The organism is Streptomyces sp. NPDC127106 (genome assembly GCF_042677605.1).
Lineage (GTDB): Bacteria > Actinomycetota > Actinomycetes > Streptomycetales > Streptomycetaceae > Streptomyces.
Genome location: NZ_JBHXTC010000003.1, coordinates 111,945 through 129,068 on the forward strand (window position 1 = coordinate 111,945; position 17,124 = coordinate 129,068).

Annotated in this window: 14 protein-coding genes; 6 read left to right on the forward strand and 8 right to left on the reverse strand. The window is 73.8% G+C overall.

All coding sequences use genetic code 11. The features are described from left to right. Positions 1-9 precede the first annotated feature (9 nt). From ACFVGY_RS05045 to ACFVGY_RS05065, 5 genes are read right to left on the reverse strand one after another with little or no spacing between them, the layout of a single operon-like run. Positions 10-996, reverse strand: a complete 987-nt coding sequence (locus ACFVGY_RS05045; protein WP_385671143.1) for an ABC transporter permease — start codon at positions 994-996, stop codon at positions 10-12. Continuing rightward, positions 993-1,787, reverse strand: a complete 795-nt coding sequence (locus ACFVGY_RS05050) for an ABC transporter ATP-binding protein (RefSeq protein ID WP_385671146.1) — start codon at positions 1,785-1,787, stop codon at positions 993-995. The genes ACFVGY_RS05045 and ACFVGY_RS05050 overlap by 4 nt, the downstream gene beginning before the upstream one ends. An 8-nt stretch (positions 1,788-1,795) precedes the next feature. Then, the gene (locus ACFVGY_RS05055) at positions 1,796-2,818 is read right to left on the reverse strand and encodes an ABC transporter substrate-binding protein (protein ID WP_385671149.1); all 1,023 of its coding nucleotides are present in this window, start codon (positions 2,816-2,818) and stop codon (positions 1,796-1,798) included. Positions 2,819-2,841: 23 nt separating this feature from the next. Beyond that, positions 2,842-3,390: an NADPH-dependent FMN reductase gene (gene ssuE, locus ACFVGY_RS05060; protein ID WP_385671152.1), complete on the reverse strand. Its 549-nt coding sequence runs from the start codon at positions 3,388-3,390 to the stop codon at positions 2,842-2,844. Positions 3,391-3,400: 10 nt separating this feature from the next. Next, positions 3,401-4,360: a TauD/TfdA dioxygenase family protein gene (locus tag ACFVGY_RS05065; RefSeq protein ID WP_385671155.1), complete on the reverse strand. Its 960-nt coding sequence runs from the start codon at positions 4,358-4,360 to the stop codon at positions 3,401-3,403. Between the two features lie 1,087 nt (positions 4,361-5,447). On the opposite strand from ACFVGY_RS05065, the gene ACFVGY_RS05070 reads away from it, so the two are divergent. From ACFVGY_RS05070 to meaB, 3 genes are read left to right on the forward strand one after another with little or no spacing between them, the layout of a single operon-like run. Continuing rightward, positions 5,448-7,370: a methylmalonyl-CoA mutase subunit beta gene (locus ACFVGY_RS05070; RefSeq protein ID WP_385671158.1), complete on the forward strand. Its 1,923-nt coding sequence runs from the start codon at positions 5,448-5,450 to the stop codon at positions 7,368-7,370. Continuing rightward, on the forward strand, positions 7,367-9,595 hold the full coding sequence (scpA, locus tag ACFVGY_RS05075; protein WP_385671161.1) for a methylmalonyl-CoA mutase: 2,229 nt from the start codon (positions 7,367-7,369) through the stop codon (positions 9,593-9,595). The genes ACFVGY_RS05070 and scpA overlap by 4 nt, the downstream gene beginning before the upstream one ends. Before the next feature lie 9 nt (positions 9,596-9,604). Continuing rightward, positions 9,605-10,588: a methylmalonyl Co-A mutase-associated GTPase MeaB gene (gene meaB, locus ACFVGY_RS05080; protein ID WP_385671164.1), complete on the forward strand. Its 984-nt coding sequence runs from the start codon at positions 9,605-9,607 to the stop codon at positions 10,586-10,588. 108 nt (positions 10,589-10,696) lie between these two features. Here meaB and ACFVGY_RS05085 read toward each other — a convergent pair whose 3' ends face one another. Next, a complete protein-coding gene (locus ACFVGY_RS05085) occupies positions 10,697-11,698 on the reverse strand; it encodes an asparaginase (RefSeq protein ID WP_385671167.1) in 1,002 nt (333 codons plus the stop codon). Positions 11,699-11,837: 139 nt separating this feature from the next. Between ACFVGY_RS05085 and ACFVGY_RS05090 the strand changes: the two genes are divergently transcribed. Beyond that, positions 11,838-12,287, forward strand: coding sequence for an Lrp/AsnC family transcriptional regulator (locus ACFVGY_RS05090; protein WP_385671169.1), 450 nt, complete (start codon positions 11,838-11,840; stop codon positions 12,285-12,287). Between the two features lie 125 nt (positions 12,288-12,412). Continuing rightward, complete coding sequence (locus ACFVGY_RS05095; RefSeq protein WP_385671172.1) at positions 12,413-14,281, forward strand: BTAD domain-containing putative transcriptional regulator; 1,869 nt, start codon at positions 12,413-12,415, stop codon at positions 14,279-14,281. Positions 14,282-14,296: 15 nt separating this feature from the next. Here the strand turns inward: ACFVGY_RS05095 and ACFVGY_RS05100 are convergent, their stop codons facing one another. Both ACFVGY_RS05100 and ACFVGY_RS05105 read right to left on the reverse strand, forming a co-directional pair. Continuing rightward, positions 14,297-14,881, reverse strand: a complete 585-nt coding sequence (locus ACFVGY_RS05100) for a hypothetical protein (RefSeq protein WP_385671175.1) — start codon at positions 14,879-14,881, stop codon at positions 14,297-14,299. A 103-nt stretch (positions 14,882-14,984) separates the two neighbouring features. Then, positions 14,985-15,767, reverse strand: a complete 783-nt coding sequence (locus ACFVGY_RS05105; RefSeq protein WP_385671178.1) for a 4'-phosphopantetheinyl transferase family protein — start codon at positions 15,765-15,767, stop codon at positions 14,985-14,987. A 240-nt stretch (positions 15,768-16,007) separates the two neighbouring features. On the opposite strand from ACFVGY_RS05105, the gene ACFVGY_RS05110 reads away from it, so the two are divergent. Continuing rightward, on the forward strand, positions 16,008-17,015 hold the full coding sequence (locus ACFVGY_RS05110; RefSeq protein WP_385671181.1) for a TauD/TfdA family dioxygenase: 1,008 nt from the start codon (positions 16,008-16,010) through the stop codon (positions 17,013-17,015). Positions 17,016-17,124 lie beyond the last annotated feature (109 nt).

A 17,124-nucleotide genomic window follows, 5' to 3' on the forward strand; every position in this document is an offset into this window, starting at 1 on the left:
TGGGTTTCCCTAGGCGGAGGCGGGGACGCGCCACAGGCTGAGGCGGCGTTCCACGGTGACGAGCAGCTGGTTGAAGGCGACACCGATCGCGGAGATCGTGATGATGCCCGCGTACATCTGCGGGATCGCGAAGTTGAACTGCGAGGCGTTGACGAGGTAGCCGAGCCCGGCCTTGGCGCCGATCATCTCGGCGGCGACCAGGACCAGGATGGACACGGCGCCGGCCAGCCGGATGCCGGTGAAGACCGCCGGCACGGAGGCCGGGAGGATCACCTTCTGGAACAGCCGGGGCGTGGACAGGTCCAGCGACCGGGCCAGCCGGACGAGGGTGGGGTCGGCGTTGCGGACCGCGCTGACGGTGTTGAGCAGGACCGGCCAGAGGCAGGCGTAGACGACGATCGACACCTTCGAGGTCTCCCCGATGCCGAGGAGCAGGACGAAGACCGGCAGCAGCGCGAGGGCCGCGGTGTTGCGGAAGACCTCCAGCAGCGGGCCGAGGAAGTCGGCGAGCGGCCGGTACCAGCCGATGAGGAGGCCGAGCGGGACGGCGACGGCGACGGCGATCCCGAACCCGCCGACGGAGCGGACCAGGCTGGCCCGGGCGTGTTCGGCGAGCTGCCCGTCCCCCGCGAGCTCCCACCAGGCGACGCCGACCTCGCTGACGGGCGGCAGGAACGTGCCGTCGACGAGGCCCAGCCGCGGGGCGAGCTCCCACAGCACGAGCAGCGCGAGCACGGCGGCGGACCGGACGGCAACGGCCTTGATCCCGCGGCCGAGCACCCGGCCGGCACGCCGTGCCGCTGCGCCCGTGGCGGGCGGGCCCGCCGCTCCGCGGCTGTCCGGGCCCGGCTCGCCCGGGTCCGGCGCAGGCTCCGCCCGGGGCGGGGCGGACACCGGGGCGGACTGCACGACGGGAGGGTTCCCGGGCGGGCCCGGGGCGGGCGGGACGGCGCGGCCCGCCGCGGCCAGGGCGGTGGTGTCGGTTCCGGTGATCATGCGGCTGCCGCCTCCTTCTCCAGTTGCTGGGCGCGGGCCACCTCTTCGTGCAGCAGGGACCAGATCCCGTGCCGGTGGCGGGCGAACTCGGGGCTGGACCGCAGGGCCTCGCCCAGCAGTCCGTCGCCGTCCCGGAAGGTGATCGGGACGACCTCCTTGATCCGGCCGGGCCGGGAGGTCATGACGGCGACCCGCTGCCCGAGGTAGACCGCCTCCTCGATGCCGTGCGTGATGAACACGACGGTCTTGCCGGTGCTCTGCCAGATCCGGCGCAGCTCGTCCTGGAGCGACTCCCGCGTCTGCGCGTCGAGCGCCGCGAACGGCTCGTCCATCAGCAGGACGTCCGGGTCGTACGCCAGCGCCCGGGCGATCGCCACGCGCTGGCGCATCCCGCCGGACAGTTCGTGCGGATGCCGCTCCTCGAATCCGGTCAGCCCGACCAGGTCGAGGAACTCCCGGGCCCGCGCGGCGCGTTGGCGGCGCGGCACCCCGGTGGCCTCCAGGCCGAGCTCGACGTTGCCCTGTGCGGTGCGCCACGGCAGCAGCGCGTACTGCTGGAAGACGATGCCGCGGTCCAGGCCGGGACCGGTGACCGGTTTCCCGTCGAGCAGGATGCGCCCGCCGGACGGCCGGGCCAGTCCGCCCAACAGGTCCAGCAGCGTCGACTTGCCGCACCCGCTGGGGCCGACGACCACGAGGAACTCGCCGTCGCGGATCTCCAGGTCGATGCCGTCGAGGGCGGTGAACCCCCCGAATTCCTTGCGGACCTGCTCGAACACGATCTCCGCCATGGCGGACGTCACCCCTTCCCGTATCCGTTGAACTCGTTGGTGTAGAGGTCGGACGCCTTGAGCTGGCCCTTCTTGGTCTCGCCGCGCTCCCCGAGCCAGTCCAGCCAGATCTGGAACTCCTTGTCGGAGATGCGCCCGCCGGTCTCGGCGACGCCGTACGACTGCCAGTACTTGAGCGTGGAGGTGTCCTCGTTGCGGCCGCGCCGGGTGACGATGTCCGTCATCCGGGCGATGACCTGCTCGCGCGGGGTGGTGCGGGACCACTCGATGGCCTTCGCCACACCGGTCACGAAGGTGCGTACGGTGTCCGGGTTCTGCTCGATGAACCGCTCGGTCATCACATAGCTCCCGGCACTGAACGCACCGAGCAGCTCGAAGTCGGTGAACAAGGGGCGGATCCCGCCGCCTGCGAGGGCCTTGTCGCGCAGCACGCCGCCGAGCACGCCGACCTCGATCTGCTTCTGCCGCAGGGCCTGCTCGGTGTTGACCGGGGGGACCACGAGGGATTCCACCCCGGCCGCGTCCGCCTTCGACAGTCCGTTGCGGCTCAGGTACATCTCCAGCACGGCCTGGGCGTGGGCGCCCAGGGTGTTCATGCCGACCTTCTTGCCGACCAGGTCCCGTGCGCTGCGGACCGGACTGTCCTCCAGCACGTAGTAGCCGCTGTACGCGTGCCGGTCGGCGCCGTAATAGGAAATGACGGCCTTGATCGGTGCCTTGCTCGCCGCGAGCTTGACCACGGCCCCGTTGAAGGCTCCGCCGAAGTGGATCTGTCCGGTGGCGGCCGACTGGATGTCCTGCGGGCCGCTGATCGTGTTGCCGACCCACTCCAGCTCCAGGTTGCCGAGGTGGCCCAGGTCGGCGGCGAGTTCGGGCAGGGTGACCGCTCCGACGGACCCCTGGTACTTGAGGGTGGTGACCTGCTCCCGGGAACCGGCGCCGCCGGCGGTGGCCGTGCCGCAGCCCACCGCGGCCGCCGAGATGCCGAGCAGGGTCAGGAACTGGCGTCGGGACGCGAGGGCTGCGGACATGGCTTCTTCCGTTTCCGTGGTGTTCAGGGGGTGAGGGCGGGTGCGGCGGCGCGCACTGCGTCGGCGAACTCGTCGACGGCCCGGTAGAGGTCCGGTTCGGCCTCGGGCCGCAGCCGGTCCGGGCCGTTCCCGCGCTCCACGGAGGAGTCCAGTACGAACCGGCCGGCGGTGACGTGCCGGGCGCCGAGCGCGGCCAGGACGGGGCGGAGCGCGTAGTCGAGGGTCAGCACGTGGGCGAGGCTGCCGCCGGTGGCGAGCGGGAGAACGGTCTTCCCGGCCAGCCCGTCCTGCGGCAGCAGGTCGAGGAAGGCCTTCAGCAGGCCGGTGTAGGCGGCCTTGTACACCGGGGTCGCGACGACGATCCCGTCGGCCCCGGCGACCGCGTCCAGGGACCGGCGCAGCTCCGGCACCCCGCGCCGGGCGGCGAGCAGATCGGCGGCAGGAAGCTCGCGCAGTACCAGATGGCTCGAGTCGAACCCGGCTCGGGACAGCCGGCGCAGCACGTGATCGGCGACCACGGCAGTACGGGAGTGCGGGGAGGGGCTGCCGGTGAGAGCGAGCACAACGGGCACGAAAGGCTCCTCAGACACCTGCGGTGGACGCACCGGACGGGATCCCGTAGGACGGCTCGGGCACGGCCTCCGGGCTGATCAGCCGGGACGGCACGCCGTCGGGCCCGACCGGGACGTCCCCGTCGACGGTGACCCGCCGCAGGGTGCGCTCGTGGTCGTCGGAGTCGTCGACGCCGTAGTGCTGGGTGGCGCGGTTGTCCCAGATCGCGACGTCCCCGGCCCGCCACTGCCAGCGGACGGTGTTCTCCGGGCTTTCGACGTGCGCCTGGAAGAGGTCCACCAGGGCCCGCGAGTCCCGGCCGCCGAGACCGACGATCCGCTGGACGAAGTTGCCGAGCAGCAGACTGCGCTCGCCGGTCTCGGAGTGGACCCGGACCACGGGGTGCTCGGTGAGGAACGCGGTGGAGGTGAACACCTCGCGGAACTGCGCGAGCGCCTCGGGCACGGCGTCGGGCCGCAGGGCCGCGTAGTCGTACGCGTTGGAGTGCAGGGCACGCAGCCCGTCGGCGAGCCCCTTCAGTGCAGCGGGCAACTGGGCGTAGGCCGCGGCCGTGTTGGCCCACAGCGTGTTGCCGCCGTACGGGGGAACGGTGACGGCCCGCAGGATCGAGAAGGCCGGATAGGCAGGCACGAACGTCACGTCCGTGTGCCACTGGTTGGCACGGGCGCCGTGCTCGGAGTCGATGCCGAGGGCGTAGCGGCCGTCGGCGGACGGCACGGTGGGGTGCGCCACCGGGGTACCGAGCAGCTCGGCGAAGGCCTCGTGGCCCGCCTCGTCCAGGTGGTCCTGGCCGCGGAAGAAGACGACCTTGTGGGCAAGCACGGCATTCCGTATCGCGGCGGCGGTCTCGGAATCGAGGTCGCCCCCGAGCCGCACGCCCCCGACCTCGGCCCCGATGCGGCCGCCGATCCGGGTCACGGTCAGGGTGTCGCCCCCGGCCGGGGCGTCGGTGCGGGTGGCAGTGGTCATGGGAACTCCCGGAGCAGGGCTGCGGATCTCCGCAGCGGAGGAAAGGGGTACGGCAGGGCCGCGAGAGCACGGCTAGAACGAAAGGGCTGCGAGAGCACCGAGGCCGGTAGGGACGGCCGCACGGGCGGGGCAACCGGAAGACGAGGGCGTCGACGCGCCCGGATCACCCGACGGGCGGCACAGGATCAGAGCGCTCGGCGCTCAGACCCGGCGCGGGGCCGTACAGCGGCCCGGACACGAACCCGGCGCGCTACAGGGGCCAGAGGTGTGGAGCCGCGGGGAGAGGAACTCGTTCGCGGACATGCCCCGGAGCGTGTCAGCGGGCCCAGCCCCGGTCAACCCCCGCTCCGGCGCGCCCGCCACAAGCCACCGAACTCCCCCGGTAACCCCCTCGCACCCCCACGACCTGGCCTTTCTCCATCCTCCGAGAGCCCGGCACAGCCTGCCCGGGCGGCTTGAAACCGTGGCTGGATTTCATCCCCCCGCAACGCCCCTGCCACGCGCCCACACACTGCCGGAACATCGGCCGCCGCGACCCTCCCGCACCCCTCCGCCCGGCGAACCGATCCGGCCCGTGCCCCCGTCCCCGCCCCCCTGCCGTCCTTCGGGGCCTGCCCGACAGTCCTTGTCTTTCCGGGACGGGTCGGGCGGTCAAGAGTGGCCGAAGGCCATCGCGCAGCGACGCGACCGGAGGGAGCGCTCTTGAGGGCGCGGCCCGGCCCGGAAGGACACTGAGGACTGACGGGCAGACCCCGCCCGCGGCGCGCTCCGCCCGGCGACACCCCCCTCACGGAGGCACGGGCAGACACCCCCAAACGGACCGCCCACCAGACGCCCCCAAACAAACACCCCCCAAACGGACGCCGCCAACCAGACACCCCCAAACGGACGCCCCCAAACGGACGCCGCCAAACGAACGTCCCCCACCAGAAGCCACCCCAACGGGCAGAAGCCGCCCCCACGGGCACCCCCGACCGCCCCCTACCGATACCCCGCTCGTCCGCGCCCCCTCCCCCTCACCTGAGAGGGGGAGATCACATCCGGTGGTTATGGTCGTCCTCTGGGTGACCCCCCTAGCATTCGGGCCATGACGGTCCTGCCTGACGACGGGCTTTCCCTGGCCGCCGAGTTCCCTGACGCGACGCATGAGCAGTGGCAGCGCCTGGTAGAAGGCGTACTGCGCAAGTCCGGCAAGGACGTATCCGGCGAGGCCGCGGAAGACGCGTTGTCCACCAAGCTCGAGGACGGGCTCATCACCCGCCCGCTGTACACCGCGCCCACAACGCCCGGCACGCCCAGCACGCCCGGAACACCCAGCACGCCCAGCACGCCCGGAACGCCCGGAACGCCGCACGACACCGGCTTCCCCGGGTTCGCCCCCTTCGTGCGAGGCGGCAGCCCCGCCGGCGGCTCCGCCTCCGGCTGGGACGTGCGGCAGCGGCACCTCGGCACCGACCCCGCCCGGGTCAACGAGGCCGTCCTCGCCGACCTGGAGAACGGCGTCACCTCCCTGTGGCTGAGCCTGGGCCGGGGCGGACTGCCCGTGGAGTCGCTGGGCCGGGCCCTGGACGGGGTGTACCTGGACCTCGCGCCCGTGTCCCTCGACGCCGGCGCCGAATTCGCCGCGGCCGCCCGCGCCCTGTTCGCCCTGTACGCCGAGCGCGGCGTGGCCCCCGGGGCCGCCCGCGCCGTCCTGGGCGCCGACCCGCTGGGCCACGAGGCCCGCACCGGCGAGGAGGCGGACCTCGCCCCGGCCGTCGCCCTCGCCCAGGAGGCGGCGGCGCACTGGCCGGGCGTGCGCGCCCTGACCGTGGACGCCCTGCCGTACCACGAGGCCGGCGGTTCGGCCGCCGAGGAGCTGGGCCTGTCGCTGGCCACCGGTGTCGCCTACCTGCGCGCCCTCGACGGCGCAGGGCTCGGCGTCGAGGCCGCCCTCGGCCAGCTGGAGTTCCGCTACGCGGCGACCGCCGACCAGTTCCTGACGATCGCGAAGTTCCGGGCCGCGCGCCGGCTGTGGGCCCGCATCGCCGGGGCCTGCGGGGCCGCACCGGCCGGCGCCCAGCGCCAGCACGCCGTGACCTCGCCGGTGATGATGACCCGCCGCGACCCGTGGGTGAACATGCTGCGCACCACCGTCGCCTGCATGGCGGCGGGCGTGGGCGGCGCGGACGCGGTCACCGTGCTCCCCTTCGACCACGAACTCGGCCTGCCGGACGCGTTCGCGCGCCGCATCGCCCGCAACACCTCCTCCATCCTCCTCGAAGAATCGCACCTGGCCCGCGTCATCGACCCGGCCGGCGGCTCCTTCTACGTGGAGCAGCTCACCGAGGAACTCGCCGACGCAGCCTGGGAGTTCTTCCAGACCGTCGAGAAGGCGGGCGGCCTGCCCGCCGCGCTGCGCTCGGGCCTGGTCGCCGACCGCCTGGCCGCGACCTGGGCGGAGCGCTCCGCGCGCCTGGCCAAGCGCCGCGAGCCCATCACCGGCGTCAGCGAGTTCCCGCTGCTGACCGAGCAGCTGCCCGAGCGCGAGAGCGCACCCGAGGCCCCGTCCGGCGGGCTGCCCCGGGTCCGGCGCGACGAGGCGTACGAGGCGCTGCGCGCCCGCAGCGACGCCCACCTGGCGGCGACCGGCACCAGGCCGCGGATCTTCCTCGCCGCGCTCGGCACGGCGGCGGCGCACACCGCGCGCGCCACGTTCGCCTCGAACCTGTTCCAGGCGGGCGGCATCCAGCCGGTCCACGACCCGGTGTCGGTGGACGCGGCGACGGCCGCCGAGGCGTACGCGGCGAGCGGCGCCGACGGCATGGCCGTGCTGTGCTCCAGCGACGCGCTGTACGAGGAGCAGGCCGAGGCCGTCGCCGCGGCCCTGCGCTCGGCGGGCGCGACGACCGTCTTCCTCGCGGGCAGGCCCGGCACGGCGGCCGGCGACGTCGACGAGTACGTCTACGCCGGCTGCGACGCGGTCGCGGTGCTGTCCTCCGTTCTCGACCGGATGGGAGTGGCCCCGTGAGCGGCATCACGACCGGCAGTGGCATCCCCGACTTCTCCGACCTCCCGCTGCGCGACGACGCGGCCGCCCCCGCCACCGGTTCCGAGGAGCAGTGGCGCAGCGCCGTCAAGGAGTCCACCGGCACCGCCCCGGGCGACCTGGTGTGGGAGACGCCCGAGGGCATCGGCGTGCAGCCGCTGTACACCGGGCGGGACCTGGAGGGCCTGGACTTCCTGGCGACGTACCCGGGCGTGGCCCCGTACCTGCGCGGCCCGTACCCGACGATGTACGTCAACCAGCCCTGGACGATCCGCCAGTACGCGGGCTTCTCCACGGCCGAGGAGTCGAACGCCTTCTACCGGCGCAACCTCGCGGCCGGCCAGAAGGGCCTCTCCGTCGCCTTCGACCTGCCGACGCACCGCGGCTACGACAGCGACCACCCCCGGGTGACGGGCGACGTCGGCATGGCGGGCGTGGCGATCGACTCCATCTACGACATGCGGCAGCTGTTCGACGGGATCCCGCTGGACCGGATGTCGGTGTCGATGACGATGAACGGCGCGGTGCTGCCCGTCCTCGCCCTCTACATCGTGGCGGCGGAGGAGCAGGGCGTCTCCCCCGACAAGCTCGCCGGGACCATCCAGAACGACATCCTCAAGGAGTTCATGGTCCGCAACACCTACATCTATCCACCGAAGCCGTCGATGCGGATCATCTCGGACATCTTCTCCTTCACCTCGCAGAAGATGCCGCGGTACAACTCGATCTCGATCTCCGGGTACCACATCCAGGAGGCCGGGGCGACGGCGGACCTGGAGCTGGCGTACACGCTCGCGGACGGTGTGGAGTACCTGCGGGCCGGCCGGGAGGCGGGCCTGGACGTGGACGCGTTCGCGCCGCGCCTGTCCTTCTTCTGGGCGATCGGCATGAACTTCTTCATGGAGGTCGCCAAGCTGCGCGCGGCCCGCCTGCTGTGGGCGAAGCTGGTCAAGCAGTTCGACCCGAAGAACACCAAGTCCCTCTCCCTGCGCACGCATTCGCAGACCTCGGGCTGGTCGCTGACCGCGCAGGACGTCTTCAACAACGTGACGCGGACCTGCATCGAGGCGATGGCCGCGACCCAGGGGCACACCCAGTCGCTGCACACCAACGCCCTCGACGAGGCGCTCGCCCTGCCGACGGACTTCTCCGCGCGCATCGCCCGCAACACCCAGCTGCTGCTCCAGCAGGAGTCCGGGACCTGCCGGTCGATCGACCCGTGGGGCGGCAGCGCGTACGTCGAGAAGCTGACGTACGACCTGGCGCGGCGGGCCTGGCAGCACATCCAGGAGGTCGAGGCGGCCGGCGGCATGGCGCAGGCCATCGACGCGGGCATCCCGAAGCTGCGCGTGGAGGAGGCCGCGGCCCGCACCCAGGCGCGGATCGACTCCGGCCGGCAGCCGGTGATCGGCGTCAACAAGTACCGCGTCGAGAACGACGAGCAGATCGACGTCCTCAAGGTCGACAACTCCTCGGTGCGCGCGCAGCAGATCGACAAGCTGCGGCGGCTGCGCGAGGAGCGCGACGAGGCCCGCACCCAGGACGCGCTGCGCGCCCTGACCCACGCCGCCGAGCGGGGCGCCGGGCAGGGCCTGGAGGGCAATCTGCTCGCCCTGGCCGTCGACGCGGCCCGGGCCAAGGCCACCGTCGGCGAGATCTCGGACGCCCTGGAGAAGGTGTACGGACGGCACGCGAGCCAGATCCGTACGATCTCCGGTGTGTACCGCAGCGAAGCAGGCGAGTCCCCCAACGTGGAGCGTACCCGTGCGCTCGTCGACCGGTTTGAGGAGGCGGAGGGCCGCCGTCCGCGCGTGCTGGTCGCCAAGATGGGCCAGGACGGCCACGACCGCGGCCAGAAGGTCATCGCGACGGCCTTCGCGGACCTGGGCTTCGACGTCGACGTCGGCCCGCTGTTCCAGACCCCGGCGGAGGTGGCCCGCCAGGCCGTCGAGGCGGACGTCCACGTGGTGGGCGTGTCGTCGCTGGCGGCCGGCCACCTGACCCTCGTCCCGGCGCTGCGCGAGCAGCTCGCGGAGGAGGGACGCGAGGACATCATGATCGTGGTGGGCGGGGTCATCCCGCCGGCCGACGTGCCGACGCTGCTCGACATGGGCGCGGCGGCGGTGTTCCCGCCGGGCACGGTCATCCCGGACGCGGCCCACGACCTGGTGACGCGGCTCGCCGCGGATCTGGGCCACGAGCTGTAGGCGGCGCCGGTGCCGAAGATCGACATCGAGGCCTACGCGAAGGGGGTGCTCGACGGGAAGCGCGCGTTCATCGCGCGCGCGATCACCCTCGTCGAGTCCACCCTCCCCGCGCACCGGGTGCTGGCGCAGACCCTGCTGACGGAGCTGCTCCCGCACTCGGGGCGGGCCCGGCGCATCGGGATCAGCGGGGTGCCGGGCGTCGGCAAGTCCACGTTCATCGACGCCTTCGGCACGATGCTGACCCGGCTGGGCCACCGGGTGGCGGTCCTCGCCGTGGACCCGTCCTCCACCCGTACGGGCGGCTCCATCCTCGGCGACAAGACGCGGATGGAACGGCTGTCGGTGGACCCGGCGGCGTTCGTGCGCCCCTCCCCCTCGGCGGGAACGCTCGGCGGGGTCGCCAAGGCCACCCGCGAGTCGATGATCGTGATGGAGGCGGCGGGCTACGACGTCGTCCTCGTCGAGACGGTCGGCGTCGGGCAGTCGGAGACGACGGTGGCGGGGATGGTCGACTCCTTCCTGCTGCTGTCCCTGGCGCGGACGGGTGACCAGCTGCAGGGCATCAAGAAGGGCGTCCTGGAGCTGGCGGACGTCCTGGCGGTGAACAAGGCGGACGGGCCGCACGAGCGGGACGCGCGGGCCGCGGCCCGCGAACTGTCGGGCGCGCTGCGGCTGATGCACCCTGCCGACGCGGCATGGACGCCACCGGTACTGACGTGCAGCGCGCGGGAGTCCAGCGGGTTGGACGAGGTGTGGAACCGCCTCGAACAGCACCGGCGGCTCCTGGACGCCGGGGGGCGGCTGGCCGCGAAGCGGGCTGCGCAGCAGGTGGAGTGGACCTGGTCCATGGTCCGCGAGGAGCTGCTGCAACGCCTCCAGGCCCACCCCGCGGTGCGGGACCTGGCCCCCGCCCTGGAGACCCGGGTCAAGGAGGGCTCCCTGACCCCGACCCTGGCGGCGGACCACATCCTGTCGGCCTTCACCGGCCCGTAGCGAAGGTGCCTGCGCCGCGCGGGCTGGAGGACTCCAGGCCGCGCCGGGGGCACCTCCCAGCGGTAGCTGGGGGGTGAGCGCACCGGACGCGGGGCGGCCGGCTGGGGCTCAGGCGTCGATCAGGGCGGGGTCGGGCGCCGAGACCGCGGCGCGGAGGGTGCGGGACCGTTCCGCCGGGTCTTCGGAGGCGAGCAGGGCCGCCAGGACCGCGATACGGGCCTGGCCGGCACGGAGCGTGCCCGTGGGGACGGCGCCCGCGGCGACCAGGTCCACCGCACCGCCGTGCGTGTAGATCTCCGTCACCGGCCCGGCGGCGACCCGCGTGGTCAGCGCCACCAGGACGCCGGCCGCCACGGCCGCCTCGACCGCGGCGACGATCTCCGGGGTGGCGTTGCCGGCGCCCGTGCCGACCAGGACGATGCCCCGTGCGCCCGCCGCGACCGCGGCGTTGAACAGCACCGGGTCCCCGTCGCAGTGGTGCATCACCATGTCGACCCGCGGCGGCAGCTCCGGCATGGCGGGCAGCGGCAGCGGCTGCGTCCGCTGCGGGGAGCGCAGCATGGCGACCTTGCCGAAGCCGATCTTCCCGAGGAGTTCCCGGGAGGGGTCGGCGAAGGCGTCCAGCGCCACGGACTGGGTCTTGACGGTGCCGCGGGCGGCGTGGACGCGGCCGGCGAAGCAGACGAGGACGCCCAGGCCGCGGGTGGTCGCCGCGGTGAGCAGGGCGTCGTACAGGTTGCCCGGCCCGTCGCCCTCGGCGGTGCCCATGGGCAGCTGGGCACCGGTGAAGACGACGCTGCGCGGGTCGTGGTGGTGCAGGTCGACGAGGAAGGCCGACTCCTCCAGGGTGTCGGTGCCGTGGGTGACGACGATGCCGTCGACGCCGGGGTCGGCGAGGACCTCGTGGACGGTGCGCAGCAGGGTGAGCTGGTGGGCGGTGGTCAGCCGGGGGCTGTTCACGCTGAAGAGGTCCACCACCTCGACGGTGACGTCCTCGGGCAGCGGCGCGGTGGCCATGACCTCGCGCCCGTCGGCGTCGGCGGCGAAGCCTGCGCCCTGCCAGCGGCTGGCTATCGTGCCGCCGGTGCTGATGACGACGATCCGACCCATGGCCGCCCTTCCTCCGGAACTCCCAAACGGGTGACATCTCGTACAGATGTGCTGTAGGGAGCAATGATAGGGACTCCGACGCGCAATTCGATTGCCGGTTTTGCCCGTTCCGTGATGTCGCTCGGGTGATAATTGCGCGATGGATGCGATCGACCGCGAAATCTTGCGCGAGCTCCAGGCCGACGGCCGGCTCAGCAACCAGGAACTGGCCCAGCGCGTGGGCCTGACCCCCTCACCCTGCATGCGCCGGGTGCGCCAGCTGGAGCAGGACGGGGTGATCCGCGGCTACCGGGCCGTCATCGATCCCGAGGCGGTGGGCCGCGGTTTCGAGGTGCTGGTCTCGGTGGAGGTCCGCCGGGACCGCGAGGCCGTGGAGGCGTTCGAGGCGGCCCTGCAGGACATCCCCGACGTCATCGAGGCGTACCGGCTGTTCGGCAGTCCCGGCTGTCTGCTGCGCATCGCGGTCACGGACCTGCGCGCGTACGAGCGCCTGTGGATCGAGAAGCTGACCGCGCTGTCCGGGGTCACCGAGGTCAACTCGCAGATCATCATGAAGCGGATCAAGGGCCCGACCGGCCTCCCCGTCTGACCCGGGGGCGCCGCTCGCCGCCCGGCAGCCCGATAGCGGCGGTCCCGCGAGCGATAACCCGGCAATAAGGCCCCCTCCTACCTTCTGGATCCAGAACGGATGCTCACACCAGAAGGGGGTGCCGCATGGACTTCCGGCTTCTCGGGCCGGTCGAGGCCAAACGGGGAGGCGGCAGTACGGTCCCGCTCTCCGGTTCCAAGGTGCATACGGTGCTCGCCGCGCTGCTGCTCTCCGAGGGCCGCGTCGTCTCCGATGCCCGGCTGAGCGCCCTCCTGTGGGGGTGGAGCCCGCCGGCCACGGCGAGCGCGCAGATTTACACGTACATGTCGAGGCTGCGCAAGCACCTCGGCGAGGAGGCCTCGATCGTCCGGCGCCAGCCCGGGTACGTGCTGCACGCGCCCGGCGCCTGGACCGACCTCACCGAGTACGTCCGGCTCGACCGGCAGGGCCGCGAGGCCCTCGCCGAGCACCGCCACGAGGACGCCGCCGCCCTGCTGCGGGAAGCACTCGACCTGTGGCGGGGCACCGCGCTGGCCAACACCACCGAGCAGATGATCGAGGCGGAGCTCCCCCGGCTGGAGGAGACCCGGATGCTCACGCTGGAGAGCCGGATCGAGGCGGACCTCGCCCTCGGCCGGCACGAGCAGGTCATCGCCGAGCTGACCGCCCTCGTCGCCGAGCACCCCGTACGGGAGCGGCTGCGGGCCCAGCTGATGACCGCCCTGTACCGGTGCGGCCGGCAGGCCGACGCCCTGCACACGTACTACGAGGGCCGCGCGGTCCTCGCCGACCAGCTCGGCGTGGACCCGGGCGAGGCGCTCGGCTCCACCTACCAGGCGGTGCTCGGCGGGGACCTCGGACTCACGCCCCGCGCGGCCGCAGCCGTCGTGCGCGGCGCGCCCGGTAAGGCCGGCGGGGCACGGGCCGCCGCCCCCGCGCCGGGCGCCGCGGCCGTGCCGGCCATGCTGCCGGCGCTGTACGGGGAGTTCACCGGGCGGCAGGCCGAACTGGCCGCCCTGCGGGCCCGGCTGAGCTGCGAGGACGGCCGCCCGCGGCGCCTGCTGATCACCGGCATGGCCGGGGTCGGCAAGACGGCGCTGGCCGTGCGCGCGGCGCAGGCCTGCGCCGCGCGGTTCCCCGACGGACAGCTGTACGCGGAGCTCCGCCACCCCGACGGCACCCCGAAGGAGCCGGCCGAGGTGCTGGTCCGGCTGCTGCGCGCACTGGGCCGGCCGGAGGCGGCCGCCGCTTCCGGCGACCCGGAGGAGCTGGTCCGGCTGTACCGGACGCGGACCGCCGACGCCCGGCTGCTGCTCGTACTGGACGACGCCGTCGGCGACCGACAGGTGGCCCCGCTGCTGCCCGCCGGGCCCGAGGCGGCCGTACTGATCACGAGCCGGGCCCGGCTGGCCCGGGTGGCCGGCGCGGACACCACCGCGCTGACCCCCGTCGACGACGACGAAGCGCTGGAGCTGCTGGCCTCGCTCGCCGGCCGGGACCGGCTGGAGGCCGATCCCGACGCCGCCGACGACGTGGTGGCGTACTGCGCCGGCCTGCCGTTGGCACTGACCGTGGCCGGGGCCCGGCTCGCCGCCCGGGCGCACTGGCCCGTGTCGCGGCTGGCGGCCCGGCTCGCCGACCCGGACACCCGGCTGGGCGAGCTGGCGTTCGGCGACGTCAGCGTGCGGGAGGCGCTCGTGGACTCCGTACGCCGGCTCGACGGGCCGGAGCTGGCCGCGCTGACGGGGCTCGCCGACGGGGACGGCGAGCCGTTCTCCGCCCAGTACGCGGCGCTGGTGCTGGGCACCGCGGAGGAGGACGCCGAGGCGGCACTGGACGCCCTGGTGGACCGCGCCCTGCTGGAACTGTCCGGGCTGGACGCCCAGGGCCGGCCGCTGTACCGCTGCCACGACCTCGTCAGGCTGCTGGCCGCCTCGCTGACGACCCGTGAACTGGACGCCGGCCGGGCCGTCCTGCCGTCCGCGGTGCGGTGACCGGCCCGGCGGCGCTCACCACGAGCCGTGCGACCGGGCGAACGCCGTGCCCGTCGGCCGCAGGGCGGGCTCGATGGTCTCCCGCACGATCGTCCACACGTCGCCGACGACCCGCTCGCGCGGCGGCCGCGGGGACCGCGACAGCGCATCGGCGGCGATCGCCCAGGCCGCCGCGACGGCGGCCGTCGCCCGCACCTCGGCGGACGGCTTGGGGGCCTTGGCCCGGGCCCGGCCCACGTCGATCCGGAAGGCCAGTTCGGCGGCCTCGCGGGACTGGGACTCGCGGATGACGCGGTCCGCCGGCAGCGCGAACACGGCCGGCGAGAGCGGGTGGGCGTAGACCTGCCGGACCCAGGTGGAGAAGCGCAGCCGCTCCCGCTCCTCCCAGCCGCCACGGGCCGCCGGACCCGGGTCGTCGCGCTCGACGGCCTCGGCGATCCGGGCGAAGTACGCGGCGAGGTCCTCGGGGGCCAGGCCGAGCAGTTGCGCGGACGAACCGGACGCGCCGGCAGCCGGCTCGGCGGCCTGCGCCGGCGGGACGGCGCAGGCCGCCCGGTCGGCGATCAGCTGCTCCACGGGGAAGTAGGACTCGATGGTCATGGCTGGACGGCCTTTCGCTGGGACGGGGCAAGGGCGGGTACGGAGAGGGTCGAGGGCGGGAATCGGGCAGGGGCCGGCGTACGGGTGTGCAGCGGGCGGACGGTCAGTGGGCAGTGGTCGGGGGGTGCCGGTGCACCGGACCGTGCGCGGCGGGGCCGGCCGGGCGGGCGAGCGCGACGGCGACGCCCTCGGCGAGGGGGAGGTCCTCCACCGTCCAGGCGGTGGTCCGGCCGCGGTGCGTGTGGAGGATCCGCACCGGGCCGGGGCGGGCCGGATGGGTTTCCAGCAGCCCCAGTTCGGTGCCGGACAGGCCGAGGCCGGTGGCCTTGACCACCGCCTCCTTGCGGGTCCAGATGCGGTGGAAGGCAGCGTCCCGCTCCGGGCCGGTCGGCAGGGCGCCGAGGTGGCGCTGCTCGGCGGCGGTCAGGTCCGGGTCGACCGCGGCCGCGGCGCGCACCGGCCGCAGCGCCTCGGCGTCCACCCCTATCGCGGAGCCGGCGCCGACCGCGAGGACGCAGGCCCCGGCCGTCCGGCTCATGCTCAGCACCAGCGGCACCGGCGGGGCGACGAGCCGGGGCGGCCCGTGCCCGGCGTCCCCGCAGCCGGGGCACGCGCGCCGGCCCAGCGCGAGCTCCCCGGGTTCGAGACCGAACAGGCGGGCCAGGGCCCGGCGGGCCCCGGCACGGGAGCGGACGAAGGCGGCGGCGTCCCGTTCGGCGGGCAGGGACAGCGCGCGCCGGAACTCCTCGGTGTCCAGCAGCGGCAGGTCCGCCGGGTCGGTGCGCTCCGGCGGGCGCCAGCACCAGACGTGCGCCTCGCCCCGGGCGGCCATCGCGCCGGCCACGGACATCGCCGTGCCGGGGGCGCCCTCCTCGCGTAATGCCATGGAAATCCCCCTCTCTTCTCCCCCGTCGGACGTATTTCGGACGTATTCCGTGCGTACGGCCCACGCGTCCTCGGCGGGACGATCCGGAGACAAAGCCGCCCCATGAGAATGGTGGGGGCAACTATCGCTCGGCTATACCTGTCGACGGGGCCCCGAAGGCCCCTTTTCCCATAGGCCTGGGATAGTTCGGGTCCGGAAACTGACTCGGGTCACCCTTCATCGACCCGAGGAAATTCCTTCATGCCTCACATTCAAGAGCACACCCTCACCCTCGGCCCGGCCGCCCCGGTGGCGGGCGCCGTGACGCTCACCGACACCGAGCGGGACGCGATGCTCGCCCTGGCGGCCGACGTCCTTGCCTCCTCCCCCGCCCTGATCGACGATCCGGCCTGGCTGGACGCGGTCCGGGACGCCTCCGCGCTGCTGCCGCGCCCCATCCTCACCCTGCTGCGCCGGTTCCGGCACGACGCCGGGCCCGACGGGGTGCTGCTGCTGCGGAACATGCCGGTCGTGGCGGACGAGCCGCTTCCGGTCACGCCGACCGTGCCCGGCTCCGTGGAACGGGTGCCGGCCGTCGCCTCGGCCCTGGTCACCGCGGCCATGCTCCAGCTCGGCGAGGTCATCGCCTACCGCAGCGAGAAGACCGGCGCCCTCGTACAGAACGTCGTTCCGGTGCCCGGCAGCGAGCAGTCGCAGAGCAATGCGGGTTCCGTTCTGCTGGAACTCCACGTGGAAAACGCGTTCCACGAGAACAAGCCCGACTACGTCGGCCTGCTCTGCGTCCGCGAGGATGCGACGGGCGACGCGAAACTGTGCACCTCCTCGATACGCCGGGCCCTTCCGCTGCTGTCCGAGCGGACGGTCTCGGTGCTCGCCGCGCCGCGGTTCCTCACCGAGCCGCCGCCGTCGTTCGGCGCCCTGAACTCGGTGACGCCCGCCCACCCGGTGCTGGTCGGCGACCTGGCCGACCCCAACGTCCTGGTGGACTTCGCGGCGACGCACCCGCTGGACGACGAAGCCGCGGCCGCCATGGACGAGCTCCGCGAGGCGTTCATGCGGACGATGTCCGCGGTCGCGCTGCGCGTCGGCGACCTCGCGGTGGTCGACAACCGGCTCGCGGTGCACGGCCGGACCTCCTTCACCCCCCGCTACGACGGCCAGGACCGCTGGCTGCACCGGGTGTACGCGCACCTGGACCACCGGCGCAGCCGGGTGGGCCGCAAGGACGGCGGCGCCGTCCTCGACTGACCGCCCGCTCCGGCGGCCACACGCGCGGAGGGGCGGGCCCCCGGGGGGGGCCGCCCACCCGGCCGGGCGGGCCGGGCCAGGCGCGCGCCCCTGTCGGTGGCGCGGCGGG